The organism is Oribacterium sp. P6A1 (assembly GCF_000702885.1).
Classification (GTDB): domain Bacteria; phylum Bacillota; class Clostridia; order Lachnospirales; family Lachnospiraceae; genus Oribacterium.
The window spans coordinates 19,050-45,809 of sequence record NZ_JNKO01000004.1 but is presented as its reverse complement, the minus strand read 5'-3'; the positions used below and the strand labels follow the sequence as shown (position 1 = coordinate 45,809).

Annotated in this window: 26 protein-coding genes; 11 read left to right on the top strand and 15 right to left on the bottom strand. The window is 41.1% G+C overall.

The window, feature by feature from the left end:
- The first annotated feature begins 120 nt into the window (after nt 1–120).
- The 11 genes from T515_RS03820 (at nt 121) to T515_RS03770 (ending at nt 10,638) form a co-directional block, all read left to right on the top strand.
- Complete coding sequence (locus T515_RS03820; RefSeq protein WP_036607781.1) at nt 121–762, top strand: prepilin peptidase; 642 nt, start codon at nt 121–123, stop codon at nt 760–762.
- A 54-nt stretch (nt 763–816) separates the two neighbouring features.
- Entirely contained in the window at nt 817–1,908 is a 1,092-nt protein-coding gene (locus T515_RS03815; protein WP_036607779.1) for a hypothetical protein, read from the top strand.
- 2 nt (nt 1,909–1,910) lie between these two features.
- A complete protein-coding gene (locus T515_RS03810) occupies nt 1,911–3,086 on the top strand; it encodes a CpaF family protein (protein ID WP_036607778.1) in 1,176 nt (391 codons plus the stop codon).
- Nucleotides 3,087–3,240: 154 nt separating this feature from the next.
- Nucleotides 3,241–3,810 (top strand): type II secretion system F family protein, encoded by a 570-nt coding sequence (locus T515_RS03805; RefSeq protein WP_242839321.1) that lies wholly within the window; start codon nt 3,241–3,243, stop codon nt 3,808–3,810.
- Nucleotides 3,811–3,919: 109 nt separating this feature from the next.
- Nucleotides 3,920–5,230 (top strand): hypothetical protein, encoded by a 1,311-nt coding sequence (locus tag T515_RS03800; protein ID WP_036608118.1) that lies wholly within the window; start codon nt 3,920–3,922, stop codon nt 5,228–5,230.
- Between the two features lie 132 nt (nt 5,231–5,362).
- Nucleotides 5,363–5,680, top strand: a complete 318-nt coding sequence (locus tag T515_RS18270; RefSeq protein ID WP_036607776.1) for a Flp1 family type IVb pilin — start codon at nt 5,363–5,365, stop codon at nt 5,678–5,680.
- Nucleotides 5,680–7,707 carry a DUF5702 domain-containing protein gene (locus T515_RS03790; protein WP_036607774.1) on the top strand — a complete coding sequence of 676 codons (2,028 nt, stop codon included), beginning with the start codon at nt 5,680–5,682 and terminating at the stop codon, nt 7,705–7,707. Before T515_RS18270 ends, T515_RS03790 begins: the two co-directional genes overlap by 1 nt.
- 209 nt (nt 7,708–7,916) lie before the next feature.
- Nucleotides 7,917–8,621: a hypothetical protein gene (locus T515_RS03785; protein ID WP_051671407.1), complete on the top strand. Its 705-nt coding sequence runs from the start codon at nt 7,917–7,919 to the stop codon at nt 8,619–8,621.
- A gap of 24 nt (nt 8,622–8,645) precedes the next feature.
- Nucleotides 8,646–9,146: a prepilin peptidase gene (locus T515_RS18555; RefSeq protein ID WP_036607772.1), complete on the top strand. Its 501-nt coding sequence runs from the start codon at nt 8,646–8,648 to the stop codon at nt 9,144–9,146.
- A complete protein-coding gene (locus tag T515_RS03775; RefSeq protein WP_036607770.1) occupies nt 9,143–9,367 on the top strand; it encodes a hypothetical protein in 225 nt (74 codons plus the stop codon). The genes T515_RS18555 and T515_RS03775 overlap by 4 nt, the downstream gene beginning before the upstream one ends.
- 14 nt (nt 9,368–9,381) lie before the next feature.
- Nucleotides 9,382–10,638, top strand: a complete 1,257-nt coding sequence (locus tag T515_RS03770; RefSeq protein ID WP_036607766.1) for a DUF6382 domain-containing protein — start codon at nt 9,382–9,384, stop codon at nt 10,636–10,638.
- 137 nt (nt 10,639–10,775) lie between these two features.
- Here the strand turns inward: T515_RS03770 and T515_RS03765 are convergent, their stop codons facing one another.
- The 15 genes from T515_RS03765 to T515_RS03695 all read right to left on the bottom strand — a co-directional run bounded on the left by T515_RS03765 (nt 10,776) and on the right by T515_RS03695 (nt 26,439).
- On the bottom strand, nt 10,776–11,348 hold the full coding sequence (locus T515_RS03765) for a hypothetical protein (protein WP_036607764.1): 573 nt from the start codon (nt 11,346–11,348) through the stop codon (nt 10,776–10,778).
- Nucleotides 11,349–11,528: 180 nt separating this feature from the next.
- Complete coding sequence (locus T515_RS03760; RefSeq protein ID WP_036607762.1) at nt 11,529–12,278, bottom strand: phosphotransferase; 750 nt, start codon at nt 12,276–12,278, stop codon at nt 11,529–11,531.
- A 146-nt stretch (nt 12,279–12,424) separates the two neighbouring features.
- Nucleotides 12,425–14,464 carry a 1,4-alpha-glucan branching protein GlgB gene (glgB, locus tag T515_RS03755; RefSeq protein WP_081832656.1) on the bottom strand — a complete coding sequence of 680 codons (2,040 nt, stop codon included), beginning with the start codon at nt 14,462–14,464 and terminating at the stop codon, nt 12,425–12,427.
- Between the two features lie 119 nt (nt 14,465–14,583).
- Nucleotides 14,584–15,909, bottom strand: a complete 1,326-nt coding sequence (locus tag T515_RS03750) for an alpha-amylase family glycosyl hydrolase (protein WP_036607759.1) — start codon at nt 15,907–15,909, stop codon at nt 14,584–14,586.
- Nucleotides 15,910–15,923: 14 nt separating this feature from the next.
- On the bottom strand, nt 15,924–17,090 hold the full coding sequence (locus T515_RS03745) for a pyridoxal phosphate-dependent aminotransferase (RefSeq protein ID WP_036607757.1): 1,167 nt from the start codon (nt 17,088–17,090) through the stop codon (nt 15,924–15,926).
- On the bottom strand, nt 17,087–17,569 hold the full coding sequence (locus tag T515_RS03740; RefSeq protein WP_036607755.1) for an Lrp/AsnC family transcriptional regulator: 483 nt from the start codon (nt 17,567–17,569) through the stop codon (nt 17,087–17,089). Before T515_RS03740 ends, T515_RS03745 begins: the two co-directional genes overlap by 4 nt.
- Nucleotides 17,566–18,330 carry a hypothetical protein gene (locus T515_RS03735; RefSeq protein WP_036607753.1) on the bottom strand — a complete coding sequence of 255 codons (765 nt, stop codon included), beginning with the start codon at nt 18,328–18,330 and terminating at the stop codon, nt 17,566–17,568. Before T515_RS03735 ends, T515_RS03740 begins: the two co-directional genes overlap by 4 nt.
- Nucleotides 18,331–18,718: 388 nt before the next feature.
- On the bottom strand, nt 18,719–19,531 hold the full coding sequence (gene proC / locus T515_RS03730; protein ID WP_036607751.1) for a pyrroline-5-carboxylate reductase: 813 nt from the start codon (nt 19,529–19,531) through the stop codon (nt 18,719–18,721).
- A gap of 307 nt (nt 19,532–19,838) precedes the next feature.
- Entirely contained in the window at nt 19,839–20,264 is a 426-nt protein-coding gene (atpC, locus tag T515_RS03725) for an ATP synthase F1 subunit epsilon (protein ID WP_036607748.1), read from the bottom strand.
- A 107-nt stretch (nt 20,265–20,371) separates the two neighbouring features.
- Nucleotides 20,372–21,781 carry a F0F1 ATP synthase subunit beta gene (gene atpD / locus T515_RS03720; protein ID WP_036607745.1) on the bottom strand — a complete coding sequence of 470 codons (1,410 nt, stop codon included), beginning with the start codon at nt 21,779–21,781 and terminating at the stop codon, nt 20,372–20,374.
- 108 nt (nt 21,782–21,889) lie between these two features.
- The gene (gene atpG / locus T515_RS03715; RefSeq protein ID WP_036607744.1) at nt 21,890–22,801 is read right to left on the bottom strand and encodes an ATP synthase F1 subunit gamma; all 912 of its coding nucleotides are present in this window, start codon (nt 22,799–22,801) and stop codon (nt 21,890–21,892) included.
- Between the two features lie 72 nt (nt 22,802–22,873).
- Nucleotides 22,874–24,925, bottom strand: coding sequence for a F0F1 ATP synthase subunit alpha (atpA, locus tag T515_RS03710; protein ID WP_036607742.1), 2,052 nt, complete (start codon nt 24,923–24,925; stop codon nt 22,874–22,876).
- Between the two features lie 2 nt (nt 24,926–24,927).
- Nucleotides 24,928–25,434 (bottom strand): F0F1 ATP synthase subunit B, encoded by a 507-nt coding sequence (gene atpF / locus T515_RS03705; protein ID WP_036607740.1) that lies wholly within the window; start codon nt 25,432–25,434, stop codon nt 24,928–24,930.
- Nucleotides 25,435–25,477: 43 nt separating this feature from the next.
- Nucleotides 25,478–25,693, bottom strand: a complete 216-nt coding sequence (gene atpE, locus T515_RS03700) for an ATP synthase F0 subunit C (protein WP_029199782.1) — start codon at nt 25,691–25,693, stop codon at nt 25,478–25,480.
- A 59-nt stretch (nt 25,694–25,752) separates the two neighbouring features.
- The gene (locus T515_RS03695; RefSeq protein ID WP_036607738.1) at nt 25,753–26,439 is read right to left on the bottom strand and encodes a F0F1 ATP synthase subunit A; all 687 of its coding nucleotides are present in this window, start codon (nt 26,437–26,439) and stop codon (nt 25,753–25,755) included.
- Nucleotides 26,440–26,760 lie beyond the last annotated feature (321 nt).

The following is a 26,760-nucleotide window of genomic DNA, read 5'->3' as shown; positions in this document are numbered from 1 at the left end:
ACTATTATGTTTTTATTTAACAGAACATATAGTCTTTTTTCAGACCTTGTCGCAAATCAGACTATATGCATTCTCAGGTTTTCACCCTATACTGAACACACAAATTCATACGGAGGCAACATGATAGCATCAAACCTGATTCTTCTGCAGTTTCTCTACGGAGCTGCTCTAACAGATCTTTATGATCGTCGTATTCCCAATCTCTTGATCGGTACTTATCTGTCACTCGGAATGTTCCTGAATTTTCGATGTATCTCATTCATGGAGAAAAACGGTGTTCCGGACTTCTTTTTCCCTCTCACTTTTCTCACTCAATTTCTTATCATCGGAATGATGCTTTCAGTTATCACCGCTATGACCCATGCAGGGGCAGGCGATGCCAAGCTCTTGGCTCTGCTTTTATCCTGGACCGGTTTTTACGAAGGAATAAGACTGCTCCTTCCGGGACTGCTGCTCGCCCTTGCATTTATTCTGATCAGCAAAGCTGAAACAGATCTATCAGCCCCAGGATTCCGATACGGTAATACTCTCACCCCCGGGGGTATTAAAAGATCGATTCCATTTCTTAATCCCTATGTTCCCCCCATTCTATTAAGAACTGTGCCTTACAAATCGGGAAAGAACAAAATATTTTGTTTGAAAAACAAACTATTGAGAGATTTCGGAGCCTACATAAGAATTCCCAAAAGACGTTCTCTTCCCCTGGCTGTACCTGTTTTTCTCGGTGCAATTCCGAGACTGATCACTTACTGTTTTCAATAAGCCGCAATAAGACACCGCGGAAAACAGAAACATTATTTTCATAAGGAGATTAACATGCAGCATATTCTTGCCTTTTTTGATGAGGATCAGATTTATAGCGACCGCTTCAAAAAATTCGCTTCTGCTCATTCCAACTGTCCGTTTACCGTCTACTCATTTCATGATTACAAGACTCTTGAGAGTTTCTCCAGGGATCACCCCATAGAACTTCTTGTAGGCAGTGAAGCAAAGGACTTACGGCAGATCAGTGATGTCCAGCCATCAGGAGAATCTTCTGATTACGGTACACACTCATCTCCTGAAAATCCCATATACAAAATCCCTGCCAAATCTCTGATACGCCTTTCCGAATCCAAAGCAGAGGCCTATAACGATATATCTCAAAAAAACAAGGATCATAAGAAACGCGAAATATATAAATACCAATCCGGAGAAAACATTCTTAGGGAGATCATGTCGATATACGGTAAAAAAGAATCCGGATCAAAAAAAGCAATTTCCGGAGAACATGCAAAACTTTATCTTATTTACAGCCCTATAGGTCGTTCCGGAAAGACCACTTTCGCCAGAAGCCTGACCAGATCTCTAAGTAAAGATTGCAATGTTCTATATATGACATTGGAAGAAGTATCCGATCTTGAAGATTCTCATTGTGACGCTCTCTTTCATGACACCATGTCTGAGGCCTTCTACTTTTTTAAAGAAGGAAAGCTTACTGAATCAAGATTTCGTGAGCTGATATATCACTCCGAAGAATATGATCATATTTTACCGGTGAGAACCCCCGAAGACCTTACAACCCTCGACTCAAAAGAACTCATAGATTTCATGGAACATGTTAGATCTGTATCCGGGAAAGATGCCATCGTTCTTGATACAGACAGTATTTTAAGCCGTGTTGAAGGTCTGCTTCCTCAAGCCAGCAGGATATTCATGCCTGTCATGGATGACCGTATATCAAATTTAAAACTTGAACTCCTTGAATCCCATCTCTCAAAAACCCAGCCCCCTGAAGTTCTTAACAATATAACAAAACTCATCGTTCCGGATACAAGTAAGATAAAGCCATCTTCAGGTACCCTTCCGGATAATGATCCCCTTTTGGAATATGCTTCAGCAGTAATAAAGAACTATATCTACTATTAACCATGAATTCATTAAGTGAACTAAAAAAAGATTTAAAACAACAGATTGTTTCCGGTCTCATAGACGGTCAAAACCTTGATGATTATGAGCTCTACAACAAGATAGACGAGCTTTTATATGCACGCAGAGATCTAAGTCTGAAAAACAAACTCTATCTTCGCTCGGCTATTTTCAACAGCTTCCGCCGTTTGGATGTGCTTTCCGAACTGCTGGACAATCCAGAAATAACCGAGATCATGATAAATTCCCATAAGGAGATTTTTATCGAACGTTCCGGTCATCAGGAAAAATGGAACAGAAGCTTTGAATCAAAGGATCAGCTTGAAGAAGTCATTCAGACCATAGTCAGCAAAGTAAATCGTTCCGTAAATACAAGTAATCCAATAGTCGATGCCCGTTTGGAGGACGGTTCCAGAGTCCATGTAGTCCTGCCTCCCATTTCACTGAAGGGTCCAACTCTTACCATCAGAAAATTCCCAGATCCCATCACCATGGAAAAGCTTATAGCCTATAAATCTCTCACAGAAGATGCTGCCGAGTTTGTAAAATCTCTCACCATAGCCGGTTATAACATCTTTATATCAGGCGGGACCAACAGCGGAAAAACAACTTTTTTAAATGCTTTAAGCCAGTATATCCCCTCGGATGAACGTGTAATCACCATTGAAGATTCAGCAGAACTGCAGATTCAGAATGTTCAGAACCTTGTTTCAATGGAAACAAGGAATGCAAATTCCGAAGGCGAAGGCCGGGTAAGCATGTCTGATCTTATAAAGGCTTCCCTCAGAATGTCTCCCAACAGAATAATAGTCGGTGAAGTCCGTGGCGGAGAAGCCCTTGACATGCTTAATGCAATGAATACAGGACACGACGGCTCCATAAGTACAGGTCATGCCAACTCAGCAAGGGATATGCTTAAACGTATGGAAGTAATGATACTTCAGGCTGCAGATCTTCCGCTGCCTGCCATACGAAACATGATTGCCTCAGCTATAGAAATAGTCATCCATCTCGGAAAAACCAAGGATCATAAACGCAGAGTCTTAGAAATATCGGAGGTCACAGGAATTGAAAACGGCGAAATCATTCTCAACCAACTGTATAAATACGATGGTAAAAAACTTCAAAAGCTTTCATCCCTTTCAAACAACCGGAAACTCATTAACAGATTACAATGAATACTTTTTCACAATTCCCGAATTTTTGCGTCATGCTCTTTTGGCATCCTTAGCCGAAGCTTTGATATGTTACACCTTCTATCAAAGCAAGCTGCTGTTCTTTGTCTTACTGCCTCTATGCCTAATTTATCCTTTTATTATAAGAAAAAATCTCATGGAAAAACGGAGACAGGAACTTCTTAACCAGTTCAAGGAATCACTTACCGTTCTTTCTTCCTTTTTAAGCGCCGGTTATTCCACAGAAAACTCTTTTCGTGCATCTATACCCGAGCTTAAAAATATGTTCAGCGAAAGAGCCATGATAGTCAGGGAATTCGAAAATATAGTCAACGGCTTCAGTATGAATAAGCCATTGGAGGAAATGCTTTCGGATTTTGCTTTCCGTTCAGGTCTTGATGATATTACAAATTTTGCGGAAACCTTCAATATTGCAAAAAGAAACGGCGGAAATCTCGTACATATCATCACCCACACCTCCGGAATCATCAGAGATAAGGTTCAGATAATCGAAGATATAAAGACATTGAACGCCTCAAAGATATACGAACAACGTGTGATGAACATCATACCCTTTGTCATAATCTTATATATGAACTTTTCATCCCCGGATTTCTTTGTTTCTCTTTATACAACCTTTGTCGGAAGGATAACTATGACCGTATGCCTTTTGATCTATTTTATCTCGATTTTTCTCGCAAACCGCATAATGAACATTGAAGTATAAAAAAAACACTTTTCTTTTAAAATCCATGAAACAATATTCTAAATTCAAATCTCTTTTAAAAAACTGCCGGAACTCTCTTTATTCTAAATTCAAAAAAATCCCCCAAAAGGTGCTAAAGGAGCAAATACTCTGTATAGCAGTCTCACTTATACTCAGCGCACTGGTCTTTTTCTCATCTGCAGGCTCATCCATCGTCACTGACGGCAGCAGCATTAAACGCAGCAGTTATGGCAGCAGCAACAGAACCTTCTCACTGGAGGTATCAGGACTTTCAAAAGAAAATGATATCCCTTTAGACATTACCGTAAGTCCCAGAAGGTACACAAAAGATGAAGCTGATGAGGTTTTCAAAAATATAGTTGAAAACATAGAGGGAATAATAATTAAAGATGATCAGAGTCTGGCCTGTGTTAGTAAAGATCTTAATCTGGTAACAAGGCTGAAGGACTACGGCGTTGAACTGTCCTGGGATTTCTATCCTGAAACCGGGGATCCTTCAGATTACAGAAAATACAGACATCTCATAGACGATGACGGAAAAGTAAAAAATGAAGATATTCCTGACGGAACCGTTGTTACAGGCTATCTTTCACTGGTCATGAGCACCTATATTGTTCCCGAAAAAACGGACAGTGAACAGCAAAATCAAAAGGACTACTTAAAAGTAAAGTATCATTCAGAACCCTATAAAATCTATGTCAATGTCGTTCCCAAGGAACTTAGCGAATATGAGCTCCTGCTTAAAGCTTTAAACGAAAAAATAAGTGAAGCAAATATTTCCGGTATCGGCAGCGACACACTTATACTCCCTACCGAGCTTAACGGACTAAACCTGAGCTATCACGAGGCTCAGGACAACACCTATCTGATTTTCCCATTTCTCGGGCTCATTGCTGCCGCGGCTCTTTATCTCCGACAGGGTTCCATTGAAAAAGAAGAAAAAAAGAAACGGGAATCCCTGTTGATGCTTGATTACTCGGATCTGGTCTCAAAGCTTATGGTGTATACCGGCGCAGGACTTACCATAAAAAACTCTTTTCTAACCATTTCGGAAAATTATGACAGGCTTATAAAACGAAACCTTCGTCCTGACCGTCCTCTATGCAAAGAATTACGCACCCTTTGTTATCAGTTCCAAAGAAATATGCCGGAATCAGAGGTCTATATTGATTTCGGCAAACGAATCAATCTAAAACCCTATACAAAGCTTGTAAGTCTGATAGAACAAAACCGAAAAAACGGAACAAAAAATCTCAGATCCATGCTGGAACTGGAAATGAATGATGCCTTTGAGCAAAGAAAAACCACCGCAAAACGTCTGGGAGAGGAAGCGGGAACCAAACTTCTTCTGCCGCTGTTCCTGATGCTTGCCATCGTAATGGTCATAATCATTGTTCCTGCTCTCACCGCAATTCAATGATTTCTATCACCCTTTTCTATCCGGATTATTCATTCCGGTTTTCATACAAAAAACGCTGTTTGATCTCAAAAATATAAAATTGAGATTTACAAAATATTTTTACAGAGGTAACACCTCAGAAGGAGAATTAACATGAACTCAACAATTACTTTATCAGCTTTAAACCTGCCGGGTTTCCCATCAGACAACGGAGATGACATCTCTGAAAAGATCATAAAGATCCATGAGAAATTCCGTTATGGTTTCTTATACTACGGCATGAGGTTTAAGAATGCTATAAAAAACCATGTCCACTACCTGTTGAACGGTGAATCCGGAATCGGCACCATAGAACTGGTCCTGATCCTGGTAGTACTCATCGCTCTTGTCATCGTTTTCAAGGGAAGGATCAACGATCTCTTAACCAATATTTTCGACCAGATAGACAGCTCTGCTCAGAGTGTATATTGATGCTTCGCAAGGATATACAAAGCTCCGTTACCATATTTATGGCATTAAGCTTTACCATGATCGCCGCACTGCTGCTTACCATAGTTGAATCCTGCAGAACTGCCGGAGAAAGATACTTTTGGCAGGTGGCAGCCGACGCATCCATGGAATCTCTTTTTTCCCAATATCATCGTACACTGTGGGAGAATTACAGAATTCTGGGACTGCAGTACAGAACAGACGGAGACCTCTCTGAAGAATTCTATGATTTCACAGAACCTTACAGGACAGCTCACAATTTATTCCCGGGAAATCTGAAGGAAGAAAACATTCAGCTCTCGGAGCATCTCCATATAACAGAAGATACATGTTTTGAAGAAGAGGTTCTTGAGTATATGAAATACGGTCTCATGGATTCTCTGATACATTTTGCAGGTTCTCAGCATAATGAAGCGGATATATCCAAAGAAATGCAAACCATATTCAAACGTACCGGAGAGACAAAAGAGATAAGAGAACTACAGAAAAAATATTCTCTGGATTCCAATGACCTGAAGATGGTGGAAAATGCCATTTTCAATGTTGACGCCGCCGCAAAAAACGCGGCCGCCTGTCATCATGACTGCTGGTCTTCACTTGCTTCCGAAAGTCCCTACAGTTTTTACAGCCAGAAAGATGATTTTACAGATTCCCTCAATTCTATTGATTCAGCTGTACGGGAATTCAGTTCCGCAGCAGATAACCTTGCCATAAAGGTTCAGGAGCTTAGAGACGATTTTGAATCACGAAAAGCAGCTCTTTCATCAGAGGGTATAGCAGCAATAGAAGCCGAGATTTCCGAATACGAGAATTATGTTTCCGGCAATGGAACCGTACGGGCTGAAATTGAAGCCATGCCTTCACAATCAGAGAACCTTCGAAGAGAAGCAGATCGCGTGGAAAATGATGTAATAGAATTTGAAGAGTGGCTGGAAGAAGCCATGGAATCCTGTGATGATGACGATGACGATTCGGATTACGATTTTTCCTATGAAATCACGGCATTCTACAATAGTGCCGCCGGAGACTGGAACAGTTTTCCACTAATCAGTTATAACGGAAATGTTTCAAAGATAAATAACACAAACAAGCAGATTCTCGACCAAATCAGCGGTTTTGTTGAAGGAAATCTACTGTCCATGGTGCTTCCAAAAAACCAGGAAACTCCATCAAAAACAAAGATCAATGTAGGAAATCCACATTTTACGACTGATTCCACAGCAAATCCTGTGGAAATAGCCATTATGGGAGAATACGCATTAAAATACTTCAACTATTATCATCAAGGGGTTCCTTCAAAGGAGGCTCTTCCTCCAAGCGGAAATACAAATCTTGAAATAGAATATCTCATCGGAGGTGAAGAAAGTGACTACGAGAACCTGTCTGAATTCGTCACAAAGCTTGTAACTCTGAGGGAAGGTCTCAATCTCATTTATCTCTATACCGATACGGCCAAACGAAATGAAGCAAAAGCATTTGTCACATCATTCCTATGCGTTACTGCCAATCCCGCCCTTATTTCTGTTTTTACCTTTTTTGTACTGGGTATATGGGCACTTGCACAATCAATCAAAGATGTAAAAACACTTTTGTCCAACGGTAAAGTTCCTGTTTTTCACGATTCCGAAAGCTGGTCTATGGATATAGGCGATCTCCTTGATTTTGGAAGCAGCCGTAATATTGAAGCCGATAACAACAGTAAAAAAGGATTGTCCTACAGAGACTACCTTAGAACCTTTCTTCTCGGTCAGGGTATACTTGATCAGTCTTTGATCAATAAGAGAATGCTCAGCCGCATGGAGAAGAATATCCAAAGTGCAGGCAAGGATCCCGAAACCTCTTTTTCCATAGAAGATTGTCTTTACGCCCTGAGAATAGATATTCAGGCTGATACAAGACACGTTATGTACGACAACGGTTTCATACCTCTTGTATACGGCTCTAATCCGAATAAGGATTATTCCTTTAACCTGTCAACCTACTATAAATACAAAAACGACACACATTAACCGGATCCGACATGAAAATGAAATCAATACAATCCTTTTTGCCAATGTTTAATCACTCCAGGTACGAACAATCGCAATCAGAATACAAATCCTCATTTATCAAACAACTGAATAAACTGTTTCATTCATCATGTCGTTCTTCATATACGGTGGAGGCCTCACTTGCACTGACACTTGTCATATTTGCATGTGTGATCTTCATTACACCCATGTTGATCCTGAACCACCAGCGGAATGCAAGTATCATCCTTGAAGATAATGCACGTATGGTGGCTCAGGAAAAATACATAGAATATTATAAAACCAAGGACGGCACCATAAAGCTGGACAAGGATGTCCTCAGCGGAGTGGAAACCACCATTTCAGCCCTTTCCCTTGCTTCTCAGATTGAGCAGCCCGGCATGAAAAATATAGATATGCTAAGTGATTCCGAAGTCACCGATAAAAAAATAAAATATGTTGCAAATTACGATGCCGCATTACCTTTCTCGGTTTTCGGACTGGATCATCTTTCTCAACAGATAGTAGCAAGCAGACGTGCATGGATAGGAGAAAAGGGAAACCGTTGGATGGAGGACAACGGAAATACCGATGCTAAAAAGGATGAAACTGTATATGTAAGCACCAAAGACAGTAATGTTTATCACACCACTATGAACTGCACCTACATAACTCATGATATCAATCAGACTTCCGGCGCAGCAATACTAAACCTAAGAACAAAATTCGGCGGACGCTTCTCGCCCTGTGCCTCCTGCAGACCAAATACCAGAATGGCCGTAGTCTATTACACAAGCGGTGCCAGAAGCTATCATAGTACGCCTGCCTGCAAAACTTTATCCAGTTATATACAGCCCATGAAAAAATCCGAGGCTGAAGCTTCCGGAAAACATGCCTGTGTGAGATGCGGATAATATTTAAAAAGGAAATCAATTCTAATGTCTGTTTCTTTATCTATCACTTATTTCTATCTCATGATATTTCTATCATATTTTTTTCTTTCCAGTATTTATGACATAAAAAGCAGGAGTGTTCCCAATATTCTGCATTTTCTGTTTATATTATTGGGATTTCCCATATTTATTTATTTCAACTTTAATCAAGTATCGGAGTTAAACTCTGATCTGATAATCAACTCCATCTTACGTTTTATACCCGGAATCGTTCTTGCACTGATAAGTATCGCCTCCGGAGGAGGCCTTGGAATCGGTGATGCTGTATTCATAACAGTTTCCGCATTTTTTATTCCATTAAATTACATACTCACACTTGTCATTAGCGGATTTTTCACAGCATTCATCGCCAGTATGTTTATACTCATATACGGGAAGATAAGCGGGAAAGCTTTATACTCTGTTTCTCTGCCGTTTATCCCTTTTATGCTTCCGGGACTTTATTTTATTCTCAGAGATATGGAGTATACCGGAGGACTGCTATGAACACCCTTGAGGCCGCTTATGTTTTCAGTATTTCGCTTTTGGTAATCGCAACTCTCATCAACGGCGCCATTCACCTGCAATCAAGAATCAATGCCTACACAAGATCTGCATTGGAATCTGAAATAGACAGCCATGAAGCCGACGGAGAAAAGATTTTTAAACCTGAAAATTTTATTCGGGAAGTAAGCATATTCGAACAGGATGTGGATCCCGCTGAATAAGGAGGAACAAATAAATGGAAATAACCGTAAGCTATGAACATTCTCTAAGACATAGCTATATGCATTTGAAAAATATCTCTATACCTACAGATACCTATGAATCCCGGCTCTTAAAAGAAACCTGCATTCCTGGAACGGTAAAAATGAATTATAATGTTTCCACCGAGGATAATATATTGAGCTATATTATTTCCGGACTTGAACCCATGGAAAAATATATTGAATCCAATCCTATGAGCCATACAGCCATATCCTCATTCATGGAGAGCCTTAACAAACTGCTGTTTTCCCTTGAGGAGTATATGGTTTCAGAGAATTCAATATTCCTATCTCCTTCATCAGTCTTTTTCAATCCCGAAAAGGAGGAATGGCTCTTCACTGTCATTCCATCCTATATGAATACATTTCACAGCAGTCTCTCGGATTTACTTTCATATCTTCTTAAACACGTGGACTATAAAGATGACAGAGCAGTTATAATTGCCTATTCTTTATTTCAGGAAACCGGAAAAGAATTTTTTCAGATCACTGATCTTCTCCGTATTGTGAGAACCAATATTGCAAAAGAACAGCAGTCAGGAAACACATTATCTGCACCTGAATCTTCGGATGACAGCAGCTCACTGTCAAAAAAAACACCTGTTTCTGATGATGGTATCTTCAGACCTATAGATGCAGGTATAGTTCTTGATTCTGAATCCTCTTTCGGAAAAAATGCTTCATCTTTATTATCAGACAAAAACACTCCGGATTTAAACGGAGTATATCCGCAAAAAGATTCAGTTCCATCAACACATGATATCTCCCCTTCTCCTGTTTTCACGGGCTTTCAAAAAATAAATACATGTACATCAAATGAAGCGAACCATGACATTGGTTTTTGCTCAGACTACGGAAAAAGTGACTTCCCTGAAGACGATCTGGTTCCGGGTATCACAGTAAAGAATCTTGCTGAAGAAGAACCTGCCAAAAACTTCGGAATATTTTCATTCCATAAGAAAAATAATAAGCTTCCATCCGAAAAACAGATACCTGATGTTCAGGAATATTCCATCGAAGAATCCCTTAATAAAAAATCCAAAGAGGGCGCATTTAAGGGAAAGCTCATATTTACCGGGCTGCTAATGATCATGATACCTGCTCTTGTATGGTTCCTTAAGGGCGGTCTGGTATTTAAAAAAGCTTTTCCTTTAATTCTGGCTTTGGAGATAGGTCTTTGTATGATGATAGCCCTTGATCTTATTATGAATAAGCTTCCGGATGAAGGCTGACTTCTAAACAATTTGCGGTACCATGACATATTCATCTCCATATACCTGCCGAAGGATATTGATTATCCCTTTGACAACAGAAAAAAAGTCTCCTGCAGATCCATTCTTGATCTCAGGAGACTTTTTCAAATATTCAATTACTCTTCTATTTCCTTCTCGTAAGTAAATGTAAGTATACCCAGATGTGACTCAATGGCAAAATTTGACGGAAGATACTCTCCAAGCTTGGCGCGATACTCAGCGCTCAGAGCCTTTGTGGAATAAACCGAACCCGACATGGCTGATATCATATCACTGTATTCCTTCTTATCGGGAAGAATATAATAAATCTTCTCTTCATCAGAGTAATCAATTTTTGTACGCTTCAAATTAAATCCGGCACTTCCAAAACCATCTACAGCAATAAACGGAGTGAAAACAATGCTTCTCTCTTCAGGCTCTTTATCAATAGCATTAATACTGAAGAAATGTTCATCTGACTCTCCCATGCTGCCTATAAACTGGGAGCGTATCCACTTGGCCTCTCCGATGATATCACGATTCATAAACTGATCCTGTGTAACATTGGGAGTGGATGTATCTCTCATATCCTTAATCCACTCATTGCGGATATACTTCATGTTCTTCATAAGATAGTTTTGATATATTTCAGAAAACTCATCTTTCCTGATAATAAGAGCAATTTTTTCATCGCTGTACCATCTCTTCATATATTCACCTCACATAAATAATACTGTGCTCAAACCTGCCTGATTCATCATATCTTTTCTTTATATTTCATTGTAAAGCAAAGACTCTGAGAAGCACTGTTCATCAATTAAACCTAGTATAACATATTATGAGGTGGAATAATGACAATTTATATACTCTTCTTCAGTTTGTCATCCTTATTACATAAGATCTGCGACATTGAGCCAGTTCTCAAGTATTTCCTTTTCCTCAGGTCTCTTCTTTGTCAGATTGGCTGCGGCAATGATAGGAAGCCACTTATGAACATAAGTCTTATCTGTATTGGTCTTTGAGCAAAAATCAGCATAATACTTCTCTGCCACATCCTTATCATAAAGATACAAAACAGTATATGTTCTCGCCACATCTGCACTTGCATTTCCCTGGGCTGCATGTACCCAGTCGATCAAATACATGGTTCCGTCATCCTTAACGATGATATTGGAAGGTCTGAAATCACCATGTACCAGTTTAAAATGCTTTGGCATGGACTCAAGTCTTGTAAGAAGCTCATATCTGGTGCTTGAATCAATGGTATTTAAACCGTTTATCTGATATGTGAGCTTGTCCTTAAGCTTCTGAAGTAAAGGTGCCTTCTTTGAAAATACAGACATCTGAAGGTCAACCATTTTTCCAATGTATTCATCCATCTTTGCAGGATTTTCATCCATCAGCTGCTTCAATGTCTTTCCTTCAACATACTCTTTTTCGATGATCCACTGACCATCCTCAAAATATACTCCTAAAATTTTAGGTATGTTAATTCCATCAATATTTTCCACTCTCGTATTTATAAATGCTTCATGGAAAACTTCTGATTTGTCAAATCCCTTTGCAAAAACCTTTAAAATCTTATCACCATCGCGATATATACTTTTTGAAGCGCCTTGTGATAATAACTCTCTAGCCATATTCTGTCTCCTTTACTTGGTAAAACATCCTTCTTTTTTATAAAAACAATTTTACTACAGCAAAAAATAAAAGGGAACAGAAAATTGTTAAATAAATAACGAATTTTCTGTTCCCTTTTTGTTAATTGTTAATAGTTTAACATATATTATACATAATTAAATCTGAAAACGGCACATCCGTAAGCCGGAAGCGGATAACTGATACGGTATGGCTGTCCGTCACATTCATTCTTTTCAGCCATGTATACAGTCTTAGCCGACTTTGAATCTACCTTTCCATCCTCATTAAAGATCAATGTGTATCTTCCCTTCTCAGGCACACCTACCGAATAGTCCTTTCTCTCCATTGGAGTCATATTGATCACGAATAGGAGACTGTTCTTTCCGGTGCTGTCCTTACGGATAAAACTGAATATTGATCTTTCCGCATCGTCTGCATTTATCCATTCAAAACCATTCCAGCTGTCATCAAGTTCCCACATTGCAGGATAATCCCTGTACATATGCAAAAGATCACGTACAAAGCAATGGACCTTCTTGTGCCACGGTTCTTCTGTAAGATACCAGTCCAGGGCCACATCTTCATTCCACTCATGGAGCTGGGCAAAATCCTGTCCCATGAAAAGCAGCTTCTTTCCGGCGTGACCAAACATAAACAGGTATCCGCACATAAGATTCCGGAACTTATCCTCATAAATTCCCGGCATCTTATTAATCATGGAGCATTTCAGATGGACAACCTCATCGTGGGAAAGTACCAGAATGAATTTCTCTGCGGTGGCATAACTCATTCCAAAGGTCATCATATTGTGAGCGCCTTTTCTGAAATACGGATCCTGCTTCATATAGCCCAAAAAATCATGCATCCATCCCATATTCCACTTATAGGTGAAACCAAGACCCTCATCCTCCGGAGCCGCTGTCACCTTAGGCCATGCAGTTGACTCTTCGGCTATAATCATTGTTCCGTCTTTTCTTCCGCGTATTACAGAATTCAGATGCTTAAAAAACTCTATGGCATCCAGATTTCCGTTTCCACCGTATTTATTCGGAATCCACTGTCCGTTCTCGCGACCGTAATCCAGATAAAGCATGGATGCAACCGCATCAACTCTCAATCCGTCAATATGATACTCATCATACCAGTAGAGAGCATTTCCTATGAGGAAATTCTTGACTTCATTTTTACTGTAATCAAAAATCTTGGTGCCCCAATCCGGGTGTTCACCCATTCGGGGATCCCCATACTCATATGTAGGTGTACCGTCAAAGTCTGCGAGCCCCTGGGCATCCTTAGGGAAATGTGCAGGTACCCAGTCAAGGATAACACCTATTCCATGCTTATGGAGATGATCGACCATGTGCATAAACTCCTTAGGTGTACCATATCTGCTCGTAGGTGCATAATACCCTGTCACCTGATATCCCCAGCTTGCATCCAGTGGATGCTCTGCTATTCCCATAAGTTCAACATGAGTATATCCCATGTCGTTGCAGTACCGGGCCAGTTCTTCCGCAGCCTCCGTATAGGTATAGAAACCGTTCTTCTCTTCTCTGTCTTTTTTTCTCCATGAACCTATATGGCACTCATATATAGAGATGGGCTGTGCAAATGTTGGCGTATTTGCTCTTTTAGCGAGCCATTCACCGTCTCCCCATTTGTAGTTCGCAACATCAGCAGTCCTTGATGCTGTACCGGGACGAAACTCTGCGGAAAAGCCGTAGGGATCCGCTTTATAGAGCACATCACCTCTTTGAGTATGAATGGCAAACTTGTAAAGCTCACCATATCCCATATCCTCCATAAAGCCTTCATATATACCGCTGTCCTCAAGTGGAAGCATATAGTTGGCAGTCACATCCCAGTTGTTTCTGTCACATACTATGGAAACAGCCTTTGCATGAGGTGCCCACACGGCAAAGTGCATTCCCTTTTTTCCGTTTAAAGTTGCGGGATGCGCCCCCATTTTTTCATAAATTTTATAGTTTCTTCCCTGCCCAAATAAATAACGATCCAGCTGTGTTATAAAAACAGGATCTAAATCCCAGTTACTTGATCGTACTCCTCCTGCCTGAGCTGAAGCTTCAGCCTTTTCTATTACTCTCAGTGTACTCTTTTTTGCAGTGTTTTTTTTCTCTGATTTTTCTCTGGTAAGTTTTCTTCTTGCAGAAGACCTTGTTGCCATAATTCCCCTCCAAACGCTCATAACTCGTTAATCAGCTTCATTATACAACAAACCGACCGGCTTTTGCCGATCGGTCCGAAAAAATAATCTTAGATTACTTCAAAAATTGGAATTATCATTCACTTTATCTTTATGATCCTTCCGGAATTAGGTTTCAATGTAATCATAATGCGGTTATCCTGCTCTATCTGTATTTCTTCTTCAGAAATAAGATCAAAGGCCATATTAGCCTTAACAGGAAGTGTCACATAGAACACCGCTGATTCCTCATCATTATTTAAAGCCGTAATAACAGCACTGTTTGCATCCATTCGTGCATAGGCCCATTGCTTACACTGAAGATAAAGCTCCTTATATTGTCCCATATGAAGCTCTGAATTTTTGCCGTGAATTTCCGCAAGTTTAGCTATGAAGGATGTAAGTTTATTGGGCTTCATCTCATCTACATTGACGGAGGGACGTAATGGGCTGTCATCCCAGCCATCACGCTTCCTTCCCTCCAGTCCGAACTCACCGCCGTAATATATGGAAGGTTTACCCGGAAGTGTGAAAAGCGCCATGTAGCATGATCTGAGATTATCCTTATTCTCAAGCTTTGATGCTATACGATCCACATCATGATTCTCGAGAAACAGATAAAGATCCTTCGCTATATTCATGTTTCTGTTCAGATTATGAGCTATTTCGAAAAAGTTATGGCTGTTAAAACCACTGTATATTGACTTATGAAGCTCATAGTTTGTTACAGAATGAAGTGTCTGTGGATTAACCCATCTCGGATACTCACCATGAATAACTTCTCCCATCAGCCAAAACTCCGGTTTCATCTGGGTAGTGAAATATCTAAGAGACTTTTGGAAATTAATGTCCAAAACATCAGCACAGTCAAGACGCAAACCGTCTATATCAAAGGTATCCACCCAATACTGAACCACATCTATGAGATATTTTCTCATATACTCATTGTTGAAATTCAATTCAGGCAGCTCCCAGGCATTTCTCCATGCTGAATACGAAAAGCTGTCACCCATAGGCGATCTCTGATCAAAGTTGATTCCTTTGTACCAGTCCTTATATTGACTGTTCCAAAGCTTTTCCCGGATGTCCTTAAAGGCAAAAAAATCTCTTCCCGTATGGTTGAAAACAGTATCCACCACTACATGGATTCCATAGTTGTGAGCGGTATCCACGAATTTACGAAAATCTTCATTGGAACCTATTCTCCTGTCCACCACTTTATAATCGATGGTGTCATAACCATGGCTTCCGGATTCAAATATAGGTCCAATGTAGATGGCATCACATCCGAGGACTTTCAGATAAGGAATAAATGCGGTAAGCTCATGAAAATGATGTCGTACTTCACCTCCATCGTTTTTCTTATCCGCTCCTACCATGCCAAGTGGATACATGTGGTAAAAAATTGCACTATCGTACCATGCCATAGATCCCTCCGCTTTTATTTTGTTTTAAGCCGGCTTACAAATCGCTCAATTCCGTCCAGTGCTTTCTTAAGATCCTGAATAGAATATGCATAGGAAATACGCATAAATCCTTCTCCGCAATCTCCGAAAGCAGTTCCCGGAACGATGGCTACCTTTTCCTCCTCAAGAAGTTTTGTGGCAAATTCTTCCGAACTCATGCCGAAATTCTTTACTGACGGGAATACATAAAATGCTCCGTATGGTTCAAAGCATTCCATTCCCATTTCGCGAAGACGGGTAACCAGATATCTGCGGCGCTCATTGTAGGCCTCTCTCATCTTCGCTATATCCTCGTCTCCGTTTTTTAATGCTTCCACCGCTGCGTACTGGGATGTTGTAGGTGCACACATGATAGCGAACTGATGTAATTTAAGAATCTGCTTCATGATGAGCTGCGGACCGCAACAGTATCCCAGTCTCCATCCTGTCATGGCATAAGCCTTTGAGAAACCGTTTATATATACGGTTCTTTCACGCATACCCGGGAACTCTATGATACTTGAAGATTTTCCTTTATAGCTTAGCTCGCTGTATATTTCATCAGTCAAAACATAAATATCATTTTCTTCTATAATGGAAACCAGCTTTTCCAGATCCTCCCTCTCCATGATGGCACCGGTTGGATTGTTTGGAAACGGAAGCACAAGAAGTTTTGTTTTTTCTGTTATCTTCTCTGTAAGCTTCTCCGGTGTGAGTCGGAACTCATCCTTCTCCTCAAGTTCGATGGGAACCGGGATACCGCCTGCCATAATTGCACAGGGAACATATGAGACGTAGCTCGGCTGGGGGATAAGAACTTCATCCCCGGGATCCAGCATTACCCTCATAGCGAGGTCTATGGCCTCGGAACCACCTACAGTTACCATAACCTCAGTTAAGGGATTGTAATCAACATCATAGTTTCTCTTTATATAGCCGGCTATCTCATTTCTTAGTTCCTTAAGGCCGGAATTTGATGTATAAAAGGTTCTTCCTCTTTCCAGAGAATGTATTCCTTCTTCTCTTATGTGCCACGGTGTATCAAAATCAGGCTCACCTACACCAAGAGAAATGGCATCCTTCATATCTGCAACTATATCAAAGAACTTACGTATTCCGCTTGGCTGTATTCCCGTTATCTTACTGTTTAAAGGATTTCTCATGGTGATACCTTCATTCTTTCATCAACTCTTGGCTGTTCAATTACGGTGCCATGATCCTTATATTTCTTCAGTACGAAATGTGTTGCAGTTGAAAGTACCGAATCCATGGGAGAAAGCTTGCTGGATACAAACGAAGCCACCTCTTTCATGGTCTTTCCGCTGATAAGCACGGTAAAATCAAATGATCCTGACATAAGATATACCGCATCTACCTCATCATACTGATATATACGCTGCGCTATGGAATCAAATCCGAGTCCACGCTGTGGTGTTACCTTAACTTCGATAAGAGCATCTACTCTTTCATCGTTGGTTTTGTCCCAGTTAATAAGTGTATGATAACCGCAGATAATATGCTCTTTCTCCAAAGCCTCGATTTCAGCTGCCACCTTTGCCTCATCCTCACCAAGGATACTTGCTATATCCTTAACAGTAAGACGAGAATTTTTCTCTATTATAGTCAATATCTTCTCTCTCATATTTTCTCCTCACTTTCTCCACCGAGAAATCTTTCCAATTCATCATGGGATTCTCTGGTTAAATATGCGATTTCCGCACCATCGGTACGTATTCTCTTCTTTTCAGCTGTAAATCTTCCGAACACTGCAGCCTTCACAGGTTCCTTTGTCCGAAGATGTCCCTCACTGTCAAAACCTGCTCTTTGCCCCTTTAAGAAACCTTCATCTGCAATGCTCTTGGAATGTTCCAGCTGAAGATTTATGAAATCCTCACAGAATTGAGTTCCTTTATTCATTGCCAAAAGCCTGCAGTTCTCAGACCAGAGTCTGAAGGGCGATAAATCAAAAATCTCACATATCTCCATAGTGAACTGACTTACCGGGATACGATCATATCTAAAACTGCATCCCACACCATTTCCCTTCTTCTTCCCTGTTTCCGGATCCATTGCCTCTGATTCGCAAAAATCCCACAGAGCCTTTAAAACTCCCCCCTTATCCACAGGATATATTTTGGTTACACCATACTTCAACTTATATCCGGGCATCAGGTATTCAACAGGATCTTCCTCCTGTCCCGCTCGTGCCTCTCTCGCCGCATTGAACCACTGCTGCATGGCATCTTCCTGCTCGGATAGTTTTCTTAATTCCTCCTCAAGATATGATCTTGAGAATCTTTCACGAAACTTTTCCGGATACAGTTTCAAAAGCTGTCCTGCCGCATAGGTTCCAACTTCCCCGATCATCACCAGATCCTGACCGGGAATTATCTTATGTTTCATATTATAAATTCCAATCTGTTTTTTATTATGAGTACCCGATACTGTTCAGAATCAACCCTCAGTTTAAGAAAAAAGCGGCTGTCCTCAATGGACTGCCGCTTCATTTTACTCTGTCTTCATCAAACAATATAAGGAAGAACCATAGTCAGCACCATTGCAAGTATAAGAGCAATGACAATAACCGCTGATATAGTCTTCTTCGTTTTTGGACTCATCATCTTAATTCAATCTCCTTGAAATCCCTTTTGGTATTCAATGTCTAAATCGGCATAACCTCTGCCAATATTTTTTATATAATACACTTTTTACGTAATACTTACAAGTTATTTATGGAAGTGATTAACTTATGATGATTCCTGTAAGCGGAATTTATTCATTATTGTAATTCTTATTTCTCCTGAACAGCCTTTATTGCAGCTATCACTGCCGCCCGTAATCCCTGCTCTTCAAGAGCCGCAACACCTCTTATAGTGGAACCTCCCGGTGAGCAAACCTCATCCTTCATTTCTCCCGGATGCTTTCCGCTTGAAAGCTGAAGCGCAGCATTACCCTCTATCATGGCAGAAACCATCTCATAAGCTGTCTTTCTTGGGATACCATACATAACAGCTGCATCTGCCATGGCCTCAATGAACAGATCAGCAAATGCCGGTCCGCATCCGCACACTGTTCCCGATGCTCCCATAAGCTTAGTATCAATAAATATCACTCTTCCAAGGTATGAAAGAAGTTCTTTAACAGTCTTAAGCCCCTCTTCCGTCAAAGAATGTCTGTTCTCAGCCACAAATATTCCTTTATTTATGGAAACCGGAGTATTTGGACATGTACAAAGAAGGTGTGTTCCTTCCTTTAGTATACCTTCATCAAAGTATCTGTCAAAATTGTATCCCCAGGCTATGGATATAACGATTTTTTCCGGATCATCTTTAAGAACTTCCGCCAGGGGCGTAACCACATCTTTTATTTTATTGGGCTTTACCGCAACAAAAACAACATCTGAAACAGCCGCAAGCTCCCTGTGATCTTCAAGGGGATTGATTCCACCCATGGATTTACACTTTTCAACAAGCTTATCAACATGCCCCGATACCGCATACATGTTTTCCGCTTTGATTCCGGCATTTATGAGTCCTCCGGCGATGGCTCCAGCCATGTTCCCGAAGCCTATGTAGCCTATCTTTAGTTCTTTTATGCTCTTCATAGCTTATGCCTTTCTGTCATAGGTTCTCTATTCATTTTATAATTTTGCTTTGGGGATTGCTATTTCTTTTTGGTTATGATTAGCATTGCCGGAGAGTGATTTAATAAAAAACCGGAATCCGTGCATAGCACAGATTATGGTTTGCCCCCATTTTTTCCGTTGAAACCGCAATCCGTGCATAGCACAAAGTGCTACGCACGGATTATGTGGCATTGCCACATAATCAAAGAAAGCAGAGAATCGCCTTTGGCAAGCAAGCTTGCCACGGCGATTCTCTGCTTTCTTTGATTGCGTTTTCAACGGCTGGTCAAATATAGTGTTTCTTCTGACTTGAGAATTCCAGTCGGGTCAGGGCGCGGGCCAGGGATGACTGAGTCATCTTGTATTCGCCCACTGATTGTTTCTGCCTCAGCTGTTCCAAAGCTCTTTCTTTTGCTTCTTCGGCTCTTCTTACGTCGATCTCGTCAGCTGTTTCACAGGTATCTACAAGAACCGTAAGTCTGTTGTTGGCACAGGAACAGATTCCTCCGCTTACTACAACGGTCTCTCTTTCTCCTCCCGGCTTCACTATACTCATGGTACCGGTCTCTACGGCAACTATACATGGTGCATGATGCGCCATAAATCCACGTGAACCGGTAAGTGTAATAACCTGCAGATATTCTGCGGGTCCATCATAAAAGACCTTATTTGAAGCTATTACCTTCAGGCTGAACGTTGGTGTTACTGCCATTTCAAAACCTCACATAATCTTTCGCTAAATAGAAGTCAAAATCTCTCTATCACTGATGATAAAGAATACTTTACTCTCACAGGAATCAGATGACCTCTTTCCTTACCTTATATCTTCTTGGCTTCTGCATTTGAGATATCCTGAGCCTTTTTCTTAACGTCCTCTATGGTTCCTACATTAAAGAATGCATTTTCAGGATACTCATCCATCTCTCCGTCGATGATAGCCTTAAAGCCCTTAACAGTCTCTTCAAGAGGAACATACTTTCCGGGAACACCGGTAAACTGTTCTCCTACAAAGAAAGGCTGGCTAAGGAAGTTACGTATCTTACGGGCACGATAAACCGTCATCTTATCCTCTTCAGAAAGCTCTTCCATTCCGAGGATGGCGATTATATCCTGGAGCTCCTTATACTTCTGGAGTATACGTAAAACACTCTGAGCTGTCTCATAATGCTCCTTGCCTACGATATCCTCTGTAAGAATTCTTGATGACGACTCAAGAGGGTCTACAGCAGGATAAATACCCTGTTCTACTACCTTACGGCTAAGTACTGTAGTTGCATCAAGGTGGGCAAAGGTTGTAGCAGGAGCAGGGTCTGTAAGGTCATCTGCAGGAACATATACCGCCTGAACAGATGTTACGGAACCCTCTCTTGTGGAAGCGATTCTCTCCTGAAGCTGGCCCATCTCTGTTGCAAGAGTAGGCTGATAACCTACGGCTGAAGGCATTCTTCCAAGAAGGGATGAAACCTCTGATCCCGCCTGTACAAAACGGAAAATGTTATCAATGAATAAAAGTACATCCTTATGCTGGACATCTCTGAAGTACTCAGCCATGGTGAGACCTGTCTCCGCAACTCTCATTCTGGCTCCGGGAGCCTCGTTCATCTGTCCGAATACAAGAGCTGTATTCTTGATAACTCCGCTCTCCGTCATTTCACTGTAAAGATCATTTCCCTCTCGGGAACGCTCTCCTACACCGGTAAATATGGAATATCCGCCGTGCTCTGTAGCGATGTTTCTGATAAGCTCCTGAATAAGAACGGTCTTACCTACACCGGCACCGCCGAAGAGACCGATCTTTCCACCCTTTGCATAAGGTGCAAGAAGATCGATTACCTTGATTCCGGTTTCCAGAACCTCCTGAACAGGATTCTGATCCTCAAATTTAGGAGGTTTTCTGTGAATCTCCCAATGCTCCTCTGTTTCAGGAGCAGGCTGACCGTCTATGGCATCACCGAGGACATTAAAAAGTCTTCCCAGTGTCTTCTCACCTACAGGAACAGTTATTCCGGCACCTGTATTCTCTACCTCCATGTCTCTCTCGAGACCTTCGCTCGCTGTAAGCATTATGCAGCGAACGGTACTGCGCCCTAATTGCTGGGCAACTTCCATAGTACACTTTGTACCATGATTATCTACTGTAAGTGCAGTCTTAATCTCAGGAAGCGGCGTAGAATCAAATTCAACGTCTACAACCGGTCCCATGACCTGCACAATCTTTCCTGTCTGCATATATATCTCCTTATGGCAGCTGACAATGCTTTGTCCGCCGCACACTCATCAACGCTTTAAAAATCACTTTTCTTCTATAATATAAAGCGTAATTCGATTTCTTATCACTTATCGTTTTTTCTGTGCTCTTGCTCCGGCTGCTATCTCCGTTATTTCCTGGGTGATGGCAGCCTGACGTGTTCTGTTGTACTGAATGCTCAGCTCCTGTCTAAGCTTGTTACCGCTTCGATTGGCAGCATCCATGGCAGTCATTCTGGCATTCTGCTCTGAACAGAAGGACTCAACCAGCGCACTGTATATAAAACCATTGATGTAGTCAGGGATAACATTGTCGATAATTGCCTTAGGTGTGGGACGAAGTCTGAAATCCTCCATTCCTGCCACCATGGGTATCTGATTATTGCCCAGTATTCCGCCATTGATCTTATCTATAGGAAGAAGCTGTTCCGTCTCTGTTACCATCTCAAGAGAATTTTTCATTCTCGTATATACGATATAAACGGAATCGATTTTATCCTCCTGAAATAGATCCAGCATTCTTCCTGTTATAACTCTGGCTCTATGCAATGTCGGATTTTGAGCTGTGTAATGGAACTGCTCATCTACATCTACACCACTTGTACGAAAATAAACTCGTCCCATTTCACCGACCACATATAACCTGTGCTTTGGTCTCTCTTTGAGAAGCTCCTCTGTACGCTTTATAACATTATGATTGTATGCTCCCGCAAGCCCCTTATCTGCAGTAACACAGATTATTGCGGTGCGGTAATCAGACGGATCCACAGTTTCACGAAGATTCTCTCTGAGATCAAGATACGGATGAGTGAAATCTTCAGGCAAATGCCTTAGAATTCTCTGAATCATGGTCTGAAGTGTGTAAAAGTAAGGCTCAGTCTGCTGAAGTTCCATCTTTGCTTTACGAAGCTTCGTGCTGGAGATAAGATACATGGCATTTGTGATTTTTAAAGTATTATCAATACTCGAGATTCTGTCTCGCAGTTCTCTTATGGTTGCCACTATTTAATCCTCATTATAATCTATTTCCGATTGGGCTATACCTCTTAAGGTATAGCCCAATCATAGTTACAATCACTTTTCTTCCTCAGAAAGTTCAAAATGTCCGTCTTTTTCATCCCAAAGACGCTTAAATTCATCTGCCACATTAAGGATCTGATTCTTTGAATCATCACCGAGAAGTCTTGAAATCTCGATATTTTTACCAATCTCCGGATATCTCTGGGCAAAATATGTAAGCATTTTTCCTTGGAATTCCTTCACTCTCTTAGGTTCGATATCCATCATCTTATGGTTGAGTGAAACCACAAGAGTTATTACCTGATCACTAAGAGACATTGGTGCTCCCAATGGCTGTTTCAAAAGCTCCATTAGTACCTTACCCTGCGTAAGAAGATCTCTGGTATTCTGATCAAGATCCGAAGAGAACTGTGTGAATACAGCCATTTCCCTGTACTGGGCAAGATCGATACGAAGTGATCCGGAAGCCTTCTTCATGGCCTTGGCCTGAGCTGCTCCACCTACTCGGGAAACAGAAAGACCTACATTTACCGCAGGACGCTGACCTTCGAAGAAAAGATTTGACTCAAGGAAAATCTGACCGTCTGTTATGGAAATAACATTGGTAGGAATATATGCTGAAACATCTCCATCCTGTGTTTCAATGATAGGAAGGGCCGTTATGGATCCTCCGCCCAGCTTATCATTAAGATGGCATGAACGCTCAAGAAGTCTTGAGTGGAGATAGAATACATCTCCTGGATATGCTTCACGCCCCGGTGAACGTCCGAGAAGCAGAGAAAGTGCTCTGTAAGCTACCGCATGCTTTGAAAGATCGTCATAAACGATAAGTACATCATGTCCCTTATACATAAAATACTCGGCAAGCGATGTTGCAGAATATGGTGCTATGTACTGAATAGGCGCAGGATCAGCCGCTGTGGCTGCCACTACGCAGGTATACTTCATGGCATCATGTTTTCTCAAGGTCTCAACCAATGCTGCTACGGTTGACTCCTTTTGTCCTATTGCTACATAGATACATATACAATTCTTATCATGCTGATTAAGTATGGTATCAAGAGCTATGGAAGTCTTACCTGTCTGACGGTCTCCGATGATGAGCTCACGCTGTCCTCTTCCTATAGGGAACATGGAGTCAATGGCAAGGATACCTGTCTGCATAGGTTCATTAACCGGCTGACGGTCTATGATTCCGGGAGCAGGCTGCTCTATAGGTCTGTACTCAACCTCATTGATACCGCCAAGACCGTCTATAGGATTTCCGAGAGCATCCACAACTCTTCCCAGATAATCATCGGAAACACCGATACCTGCCATACGTCCTGTACGTATACCTCTGCTTCCCTCTCCGAGTCCTGCTTCATCGCCGAAAAGGATAACACCGATTCTGTCTCTCTCGATGTTCTGAACCATTCCCTTTGTACCGTTGTCAAAGGCTATGACTTCACCATACATGGCATGATCAAGTCCGTTTACTATGGCGATACCGTCACCTATGCTTTCGATGAAACCGATTTCCTTCTTCTCTGCCTTCAGGTCAAAGTTATTGACACTCTGCTGAAGTATGGTAAGGATATCCACATCACTTGTAAGTCCTGAGCGGGTAACTTTAAGCTGCTCAAGGAACTGGTTTCTTCTTCCGCTGGTGGACCAGTCATACTGGTCATTTCCGACTTCGAGGATAAATCCGCCGCCTAAACTCTTATCCTCTGTCATATCAAACTCAAAATGATGAGTATTATATTTATCAAATACAAACTTCTGTATATCCAAAAGCTGCTTTTCAGAAGGTCTGGTTACATATCTGAGCTGCACATGGAGCTGTTTTTCAGCATTTGCACGTATACTCTTATACTGATCAGCAATCTCCTGCCACATAGAAAGCTTGTTTTCGTCACACAGTTCTTTCAGTATTCCTCTCACTTCTGTAGGGAACACACTGTCGACTACCTCATTTCGCTTTGCTAAATCTATAGTCGGATCACTGAGCTGGGATGCGGTCTGGGGCAATACTTCAAATATACGTGAAGTAGCTTTGATCACACTTGCTGAAACCTGCAACTGAATCAGACGTTCTGCTATTTCTCTGGCATTCTGACTCACTATTATGCCTCCTGATCATTCTTGTTGGTTGGCTGGCTGTTACTGCTGAGGAACTGATCGAACAGATTCTTGTCATTTGCCGCACTGTCCTGTGAAGCTGCAATCTTATAAGCAGCCTCTGCTACGAGAACAGCCATCTGCTGCTGCATCTCACGCTGCTTTGTCTCGGCTTCCTTCGCTGCCTGAAGCTTTGCATCTGCAAGAATCTTATCTGCTTTCTTATTGGCATTATTTACGATTTCATCGTATTCCTTTGAAGCTTCAATCTTTGCATCATTGATGGTCTGCTTACGTTCTTCCTCGATATTGTTGAGACCTTCTTCATACTTCGCCTTAAGCTCCTTGGCAGCCTGATTTGTATCCTCGGCCTTCTTATAAGACTCCTCGATCTCAGCCTGACGCTTCTCGATCACAACACGGATAGGTCCGAAAAGGAACTTCTTCATAAGAAAAACAAGTACCAGCAGATTAATGATAGTAAACAATAAATTAATATCTACTCTTAACATGTGTTTTCTTCTCCTGTAATTTCAAATTTCAGATGTTGTAAAATTATTTAAGGAAGAAAATGCACAGGATACCAAGAACGAATCCGTAAATTGCAGTTGCCTCGGCAAGTGCACAACCAAGAAGAAGGATTCTCATGATCTTACCATCAGCCTCAGGCTGTCTTGCGATTGCCTCTGCTGCCTTACCTGTTGCGATACCGATTGAAAGACCTGCTCCTAAACATGCAAGTGCTGCTAAACCTACACCAATAGCTGTCATGCTCATAAATAATTCTCCTTTTAAATAATAAAAATGTTTATAGTTGACTACTTAGTTCATTATTCTGTTGCATCCTGAATATAAAGTGATGTCAGGAAAACAAATACATATGCCTGGATGAGTCCGTCGAAAATATCAAAATAAAGACTGAAGATGGCAGGAATACCTACAGGAACCACCATCTTGATAAGCTCCATAATGATAAACGCACCAAGTACATTACCGAACAATCTCATACACAGTGACAAAGGTCTGATAACAAGCTCCAAAATATTGATCGGAGTAACTATGGCTACCGGCTCCGAAAAATGTTTTACCCAGCCCTTTGCTCCCTTCTTCCTGAATCCTGCGATCTCGATAAGGAAGATACTGATAAGCGAAAGGCCAACTGTCACGTTAAGATCCTTTGTTGGGGGCTTCAATCCAAAAAGCCCGATAACATTTGAAAATCCGATGTAGATGAGAATAACGGAAATGATTGTACTGTACTGCTTTCCGTGTTCTCCGAGAAGTTCTCCGGTGAAGCTATCGAACCATGTGACTATCATCTCTGCCAGCTGCTGACGCTTACCCGGATTTCTGACTTTAAGATTTGACCCGAGATAAACCGACAACGCAGCGAGTACCGCCATGATGACCCATGTGATAACCGTTGACTCGGCGACTTGTATTCCTCCGAACACCGGAACAGTAAACGCGGTTGAAACCTGCAGCTGTTCCTGGAGTTCCTCGGTGAAGTGCTCCATTCTACTACCTCCATTCTTAACTTTTATAATTTGTTAAAAGTTCCGAAACAGTCTCAGACTTATCTCAAAACTCGTGCGACCTTATTATATTTCCGGTTTTTTAATATTCAAGCCGTATTTTTTACATATTACTCATATCAATTTGACATGCATTGTCTGATTTGTTATATTTTTATTTATATTTTCTTTAAAGAATTAGTCTTTTTTGATGATAAAGAGGCCCTGAAAGTATGTTTCACAGCAAAAAATTTTTTCAAATTTTTTGTCGTTTTTTTCACCCCATACATTTATATAAGCGACACAAAAAATCATCTTATAACC

Coding starts and splice junctions, on each gene's coding strand:
- T515_RS03820 (WP_036607781.1), top strand. CDS start 121: ATGATAGCATCAAACCTGATTCTTCTGCAGTTTCTCTACGGAGCTGCT.
- T515_RS03815 (WP_036607779.1), top strand. CDS start 817: ATGCAGCATATTCTTGCCTTTTTTGATGAGGATCAGATTTATAGCGAC.
- T515_RS03810 (WP_036607778.1), top strand. CDS start 1,911: ATGAATTCATTAAGTGAACTAAAAAAAGATTTAAAACAACAGATTGTT.
- T515_RS03805 (WP_242839321.1), top strand. CDS start 3,241: ATGGAAAAACGGAGACAGGAACTTCTTAACCAGTTCAAGGAATCACTT.
- T515_RS18270 (WP_036607776.1), top strand. CDS start 5,363: ATGAACTCAACAATTACTTTATCAGCTTTAAACCTGCCGGGTTTCCCA.
- T515_RS03790 (WP_036607774.1), top strand. CDS start 5,680: ATGCTTCGCAAGGATATACAAAGCTCCGTTACCATATTTATGGCATTA.
- T515_RS03785 (WP_051671407.1), top strand. CDS start 7,917: ATGTTGATCCTGAACCACCAGCGGAATGCAAGTATCATCCTTGAAGAT.
- T515_RS18555 (WP_036607772.1), top strand. CDS start 8,646: ATGTCTGTTTCTTTATCTATCACTTATTTCTATCTCATGATATTTCTA.
- T515_RS03775 (WP_036607770.1), top strand. CDS start 9,143: ATGAACACCCTTGAGGCCGCTTATGTTTTCAGTATTTCGCTTTTGGTA.
- T515_RS03770 (WP_036607766.1), top strand. CDS start 9,382: ATGGAAATAACCGTAAGCTATGAACATTCTCTAAGACATAGCTATATG.
- T515_RS03765 (WP_036607764.1), bottom strand. CDS start 11,348: ATGAAGAGATGGTACAGCGATGAAAAAATTGCTCTTATTATCAGGAAA.
- T515_RS03760 (WP_036607762.1), bottom strand. CDS start 12,278: ATGGCTAGAGAGTTATTATCACAAGGCGCTTCAAAAAGTATATATCGC.
- glgB (WP_081832656.1), bottom strand. CDS start 14,464: ATGGCAACAAGGTCTTCTGCAAGAAGAAAACTTACCAGAGAAAAATCA.
- T515_RS03750 (WP_036607759.1), bottom strand. CDS start 15,909: ATGGCATGGTACGATAGTGCAATTTTTTACCACATGTATCCACTTGGC.
- T515_RS03745 (WP_036607757.1), bottom strand. CDS start 17,090: ATGAGAAATCCTTTAAACAGTAAGATAACGGGAATACAGCCAAGCGGA.
- T515_RS03740 (WP_036607755.1), bottom strand. CDS start 17,569: ATGAGAGAGAAGATATTGACTATAATAGAGAAAAATTCTCGTCTTACT.
- T515_RS03735 (WP_036607753.1), bottom strand. CDS start 18,330: ATGAAACATAAGATAATTCCCGGTCAGGATCTGGTGATGATCGGGGAA.
- proC (WP_036607751.1), bottom strand. CDS start 19,531: ATGAAGAGCATAAAAGAACTAAAGATAGGCTACATAGGCTTCGGGAAC.
- atpC (WP_036607748.1), bottom strand. CDS start 20,264: ATGGCAGTAACACCAACGTTCAGCCTGAAGGTAATAGCTTCAAATAAG.
- atpD (WP_036607745.1), bottom strand. CDS start 21,781: ATGCAGACAGGAAAGATTGTGCAGGTCATGGGACCGGTTGTAGACGTT.
- atpF (WP_036607740.1), bottom strand. CDS start 25,434: ATGTTAAGAGTAGATATTAATTTATTGTTTACTATCATTAATCTGCTG.
- atpE (WP_029199782.1), bottom strand. CDS start 25,693: ATGACAGCTATTGGTGTAGGTTTAGCAGCACTTGCATGTTTAGGAGCA.
- T515_RS03695 (WP_036607738.1), bottom strand. CDS start 26,439: ATGGAGCACTTCACCGAGGAACTCCAGGAACAGCTGCAGGTTTCAACC.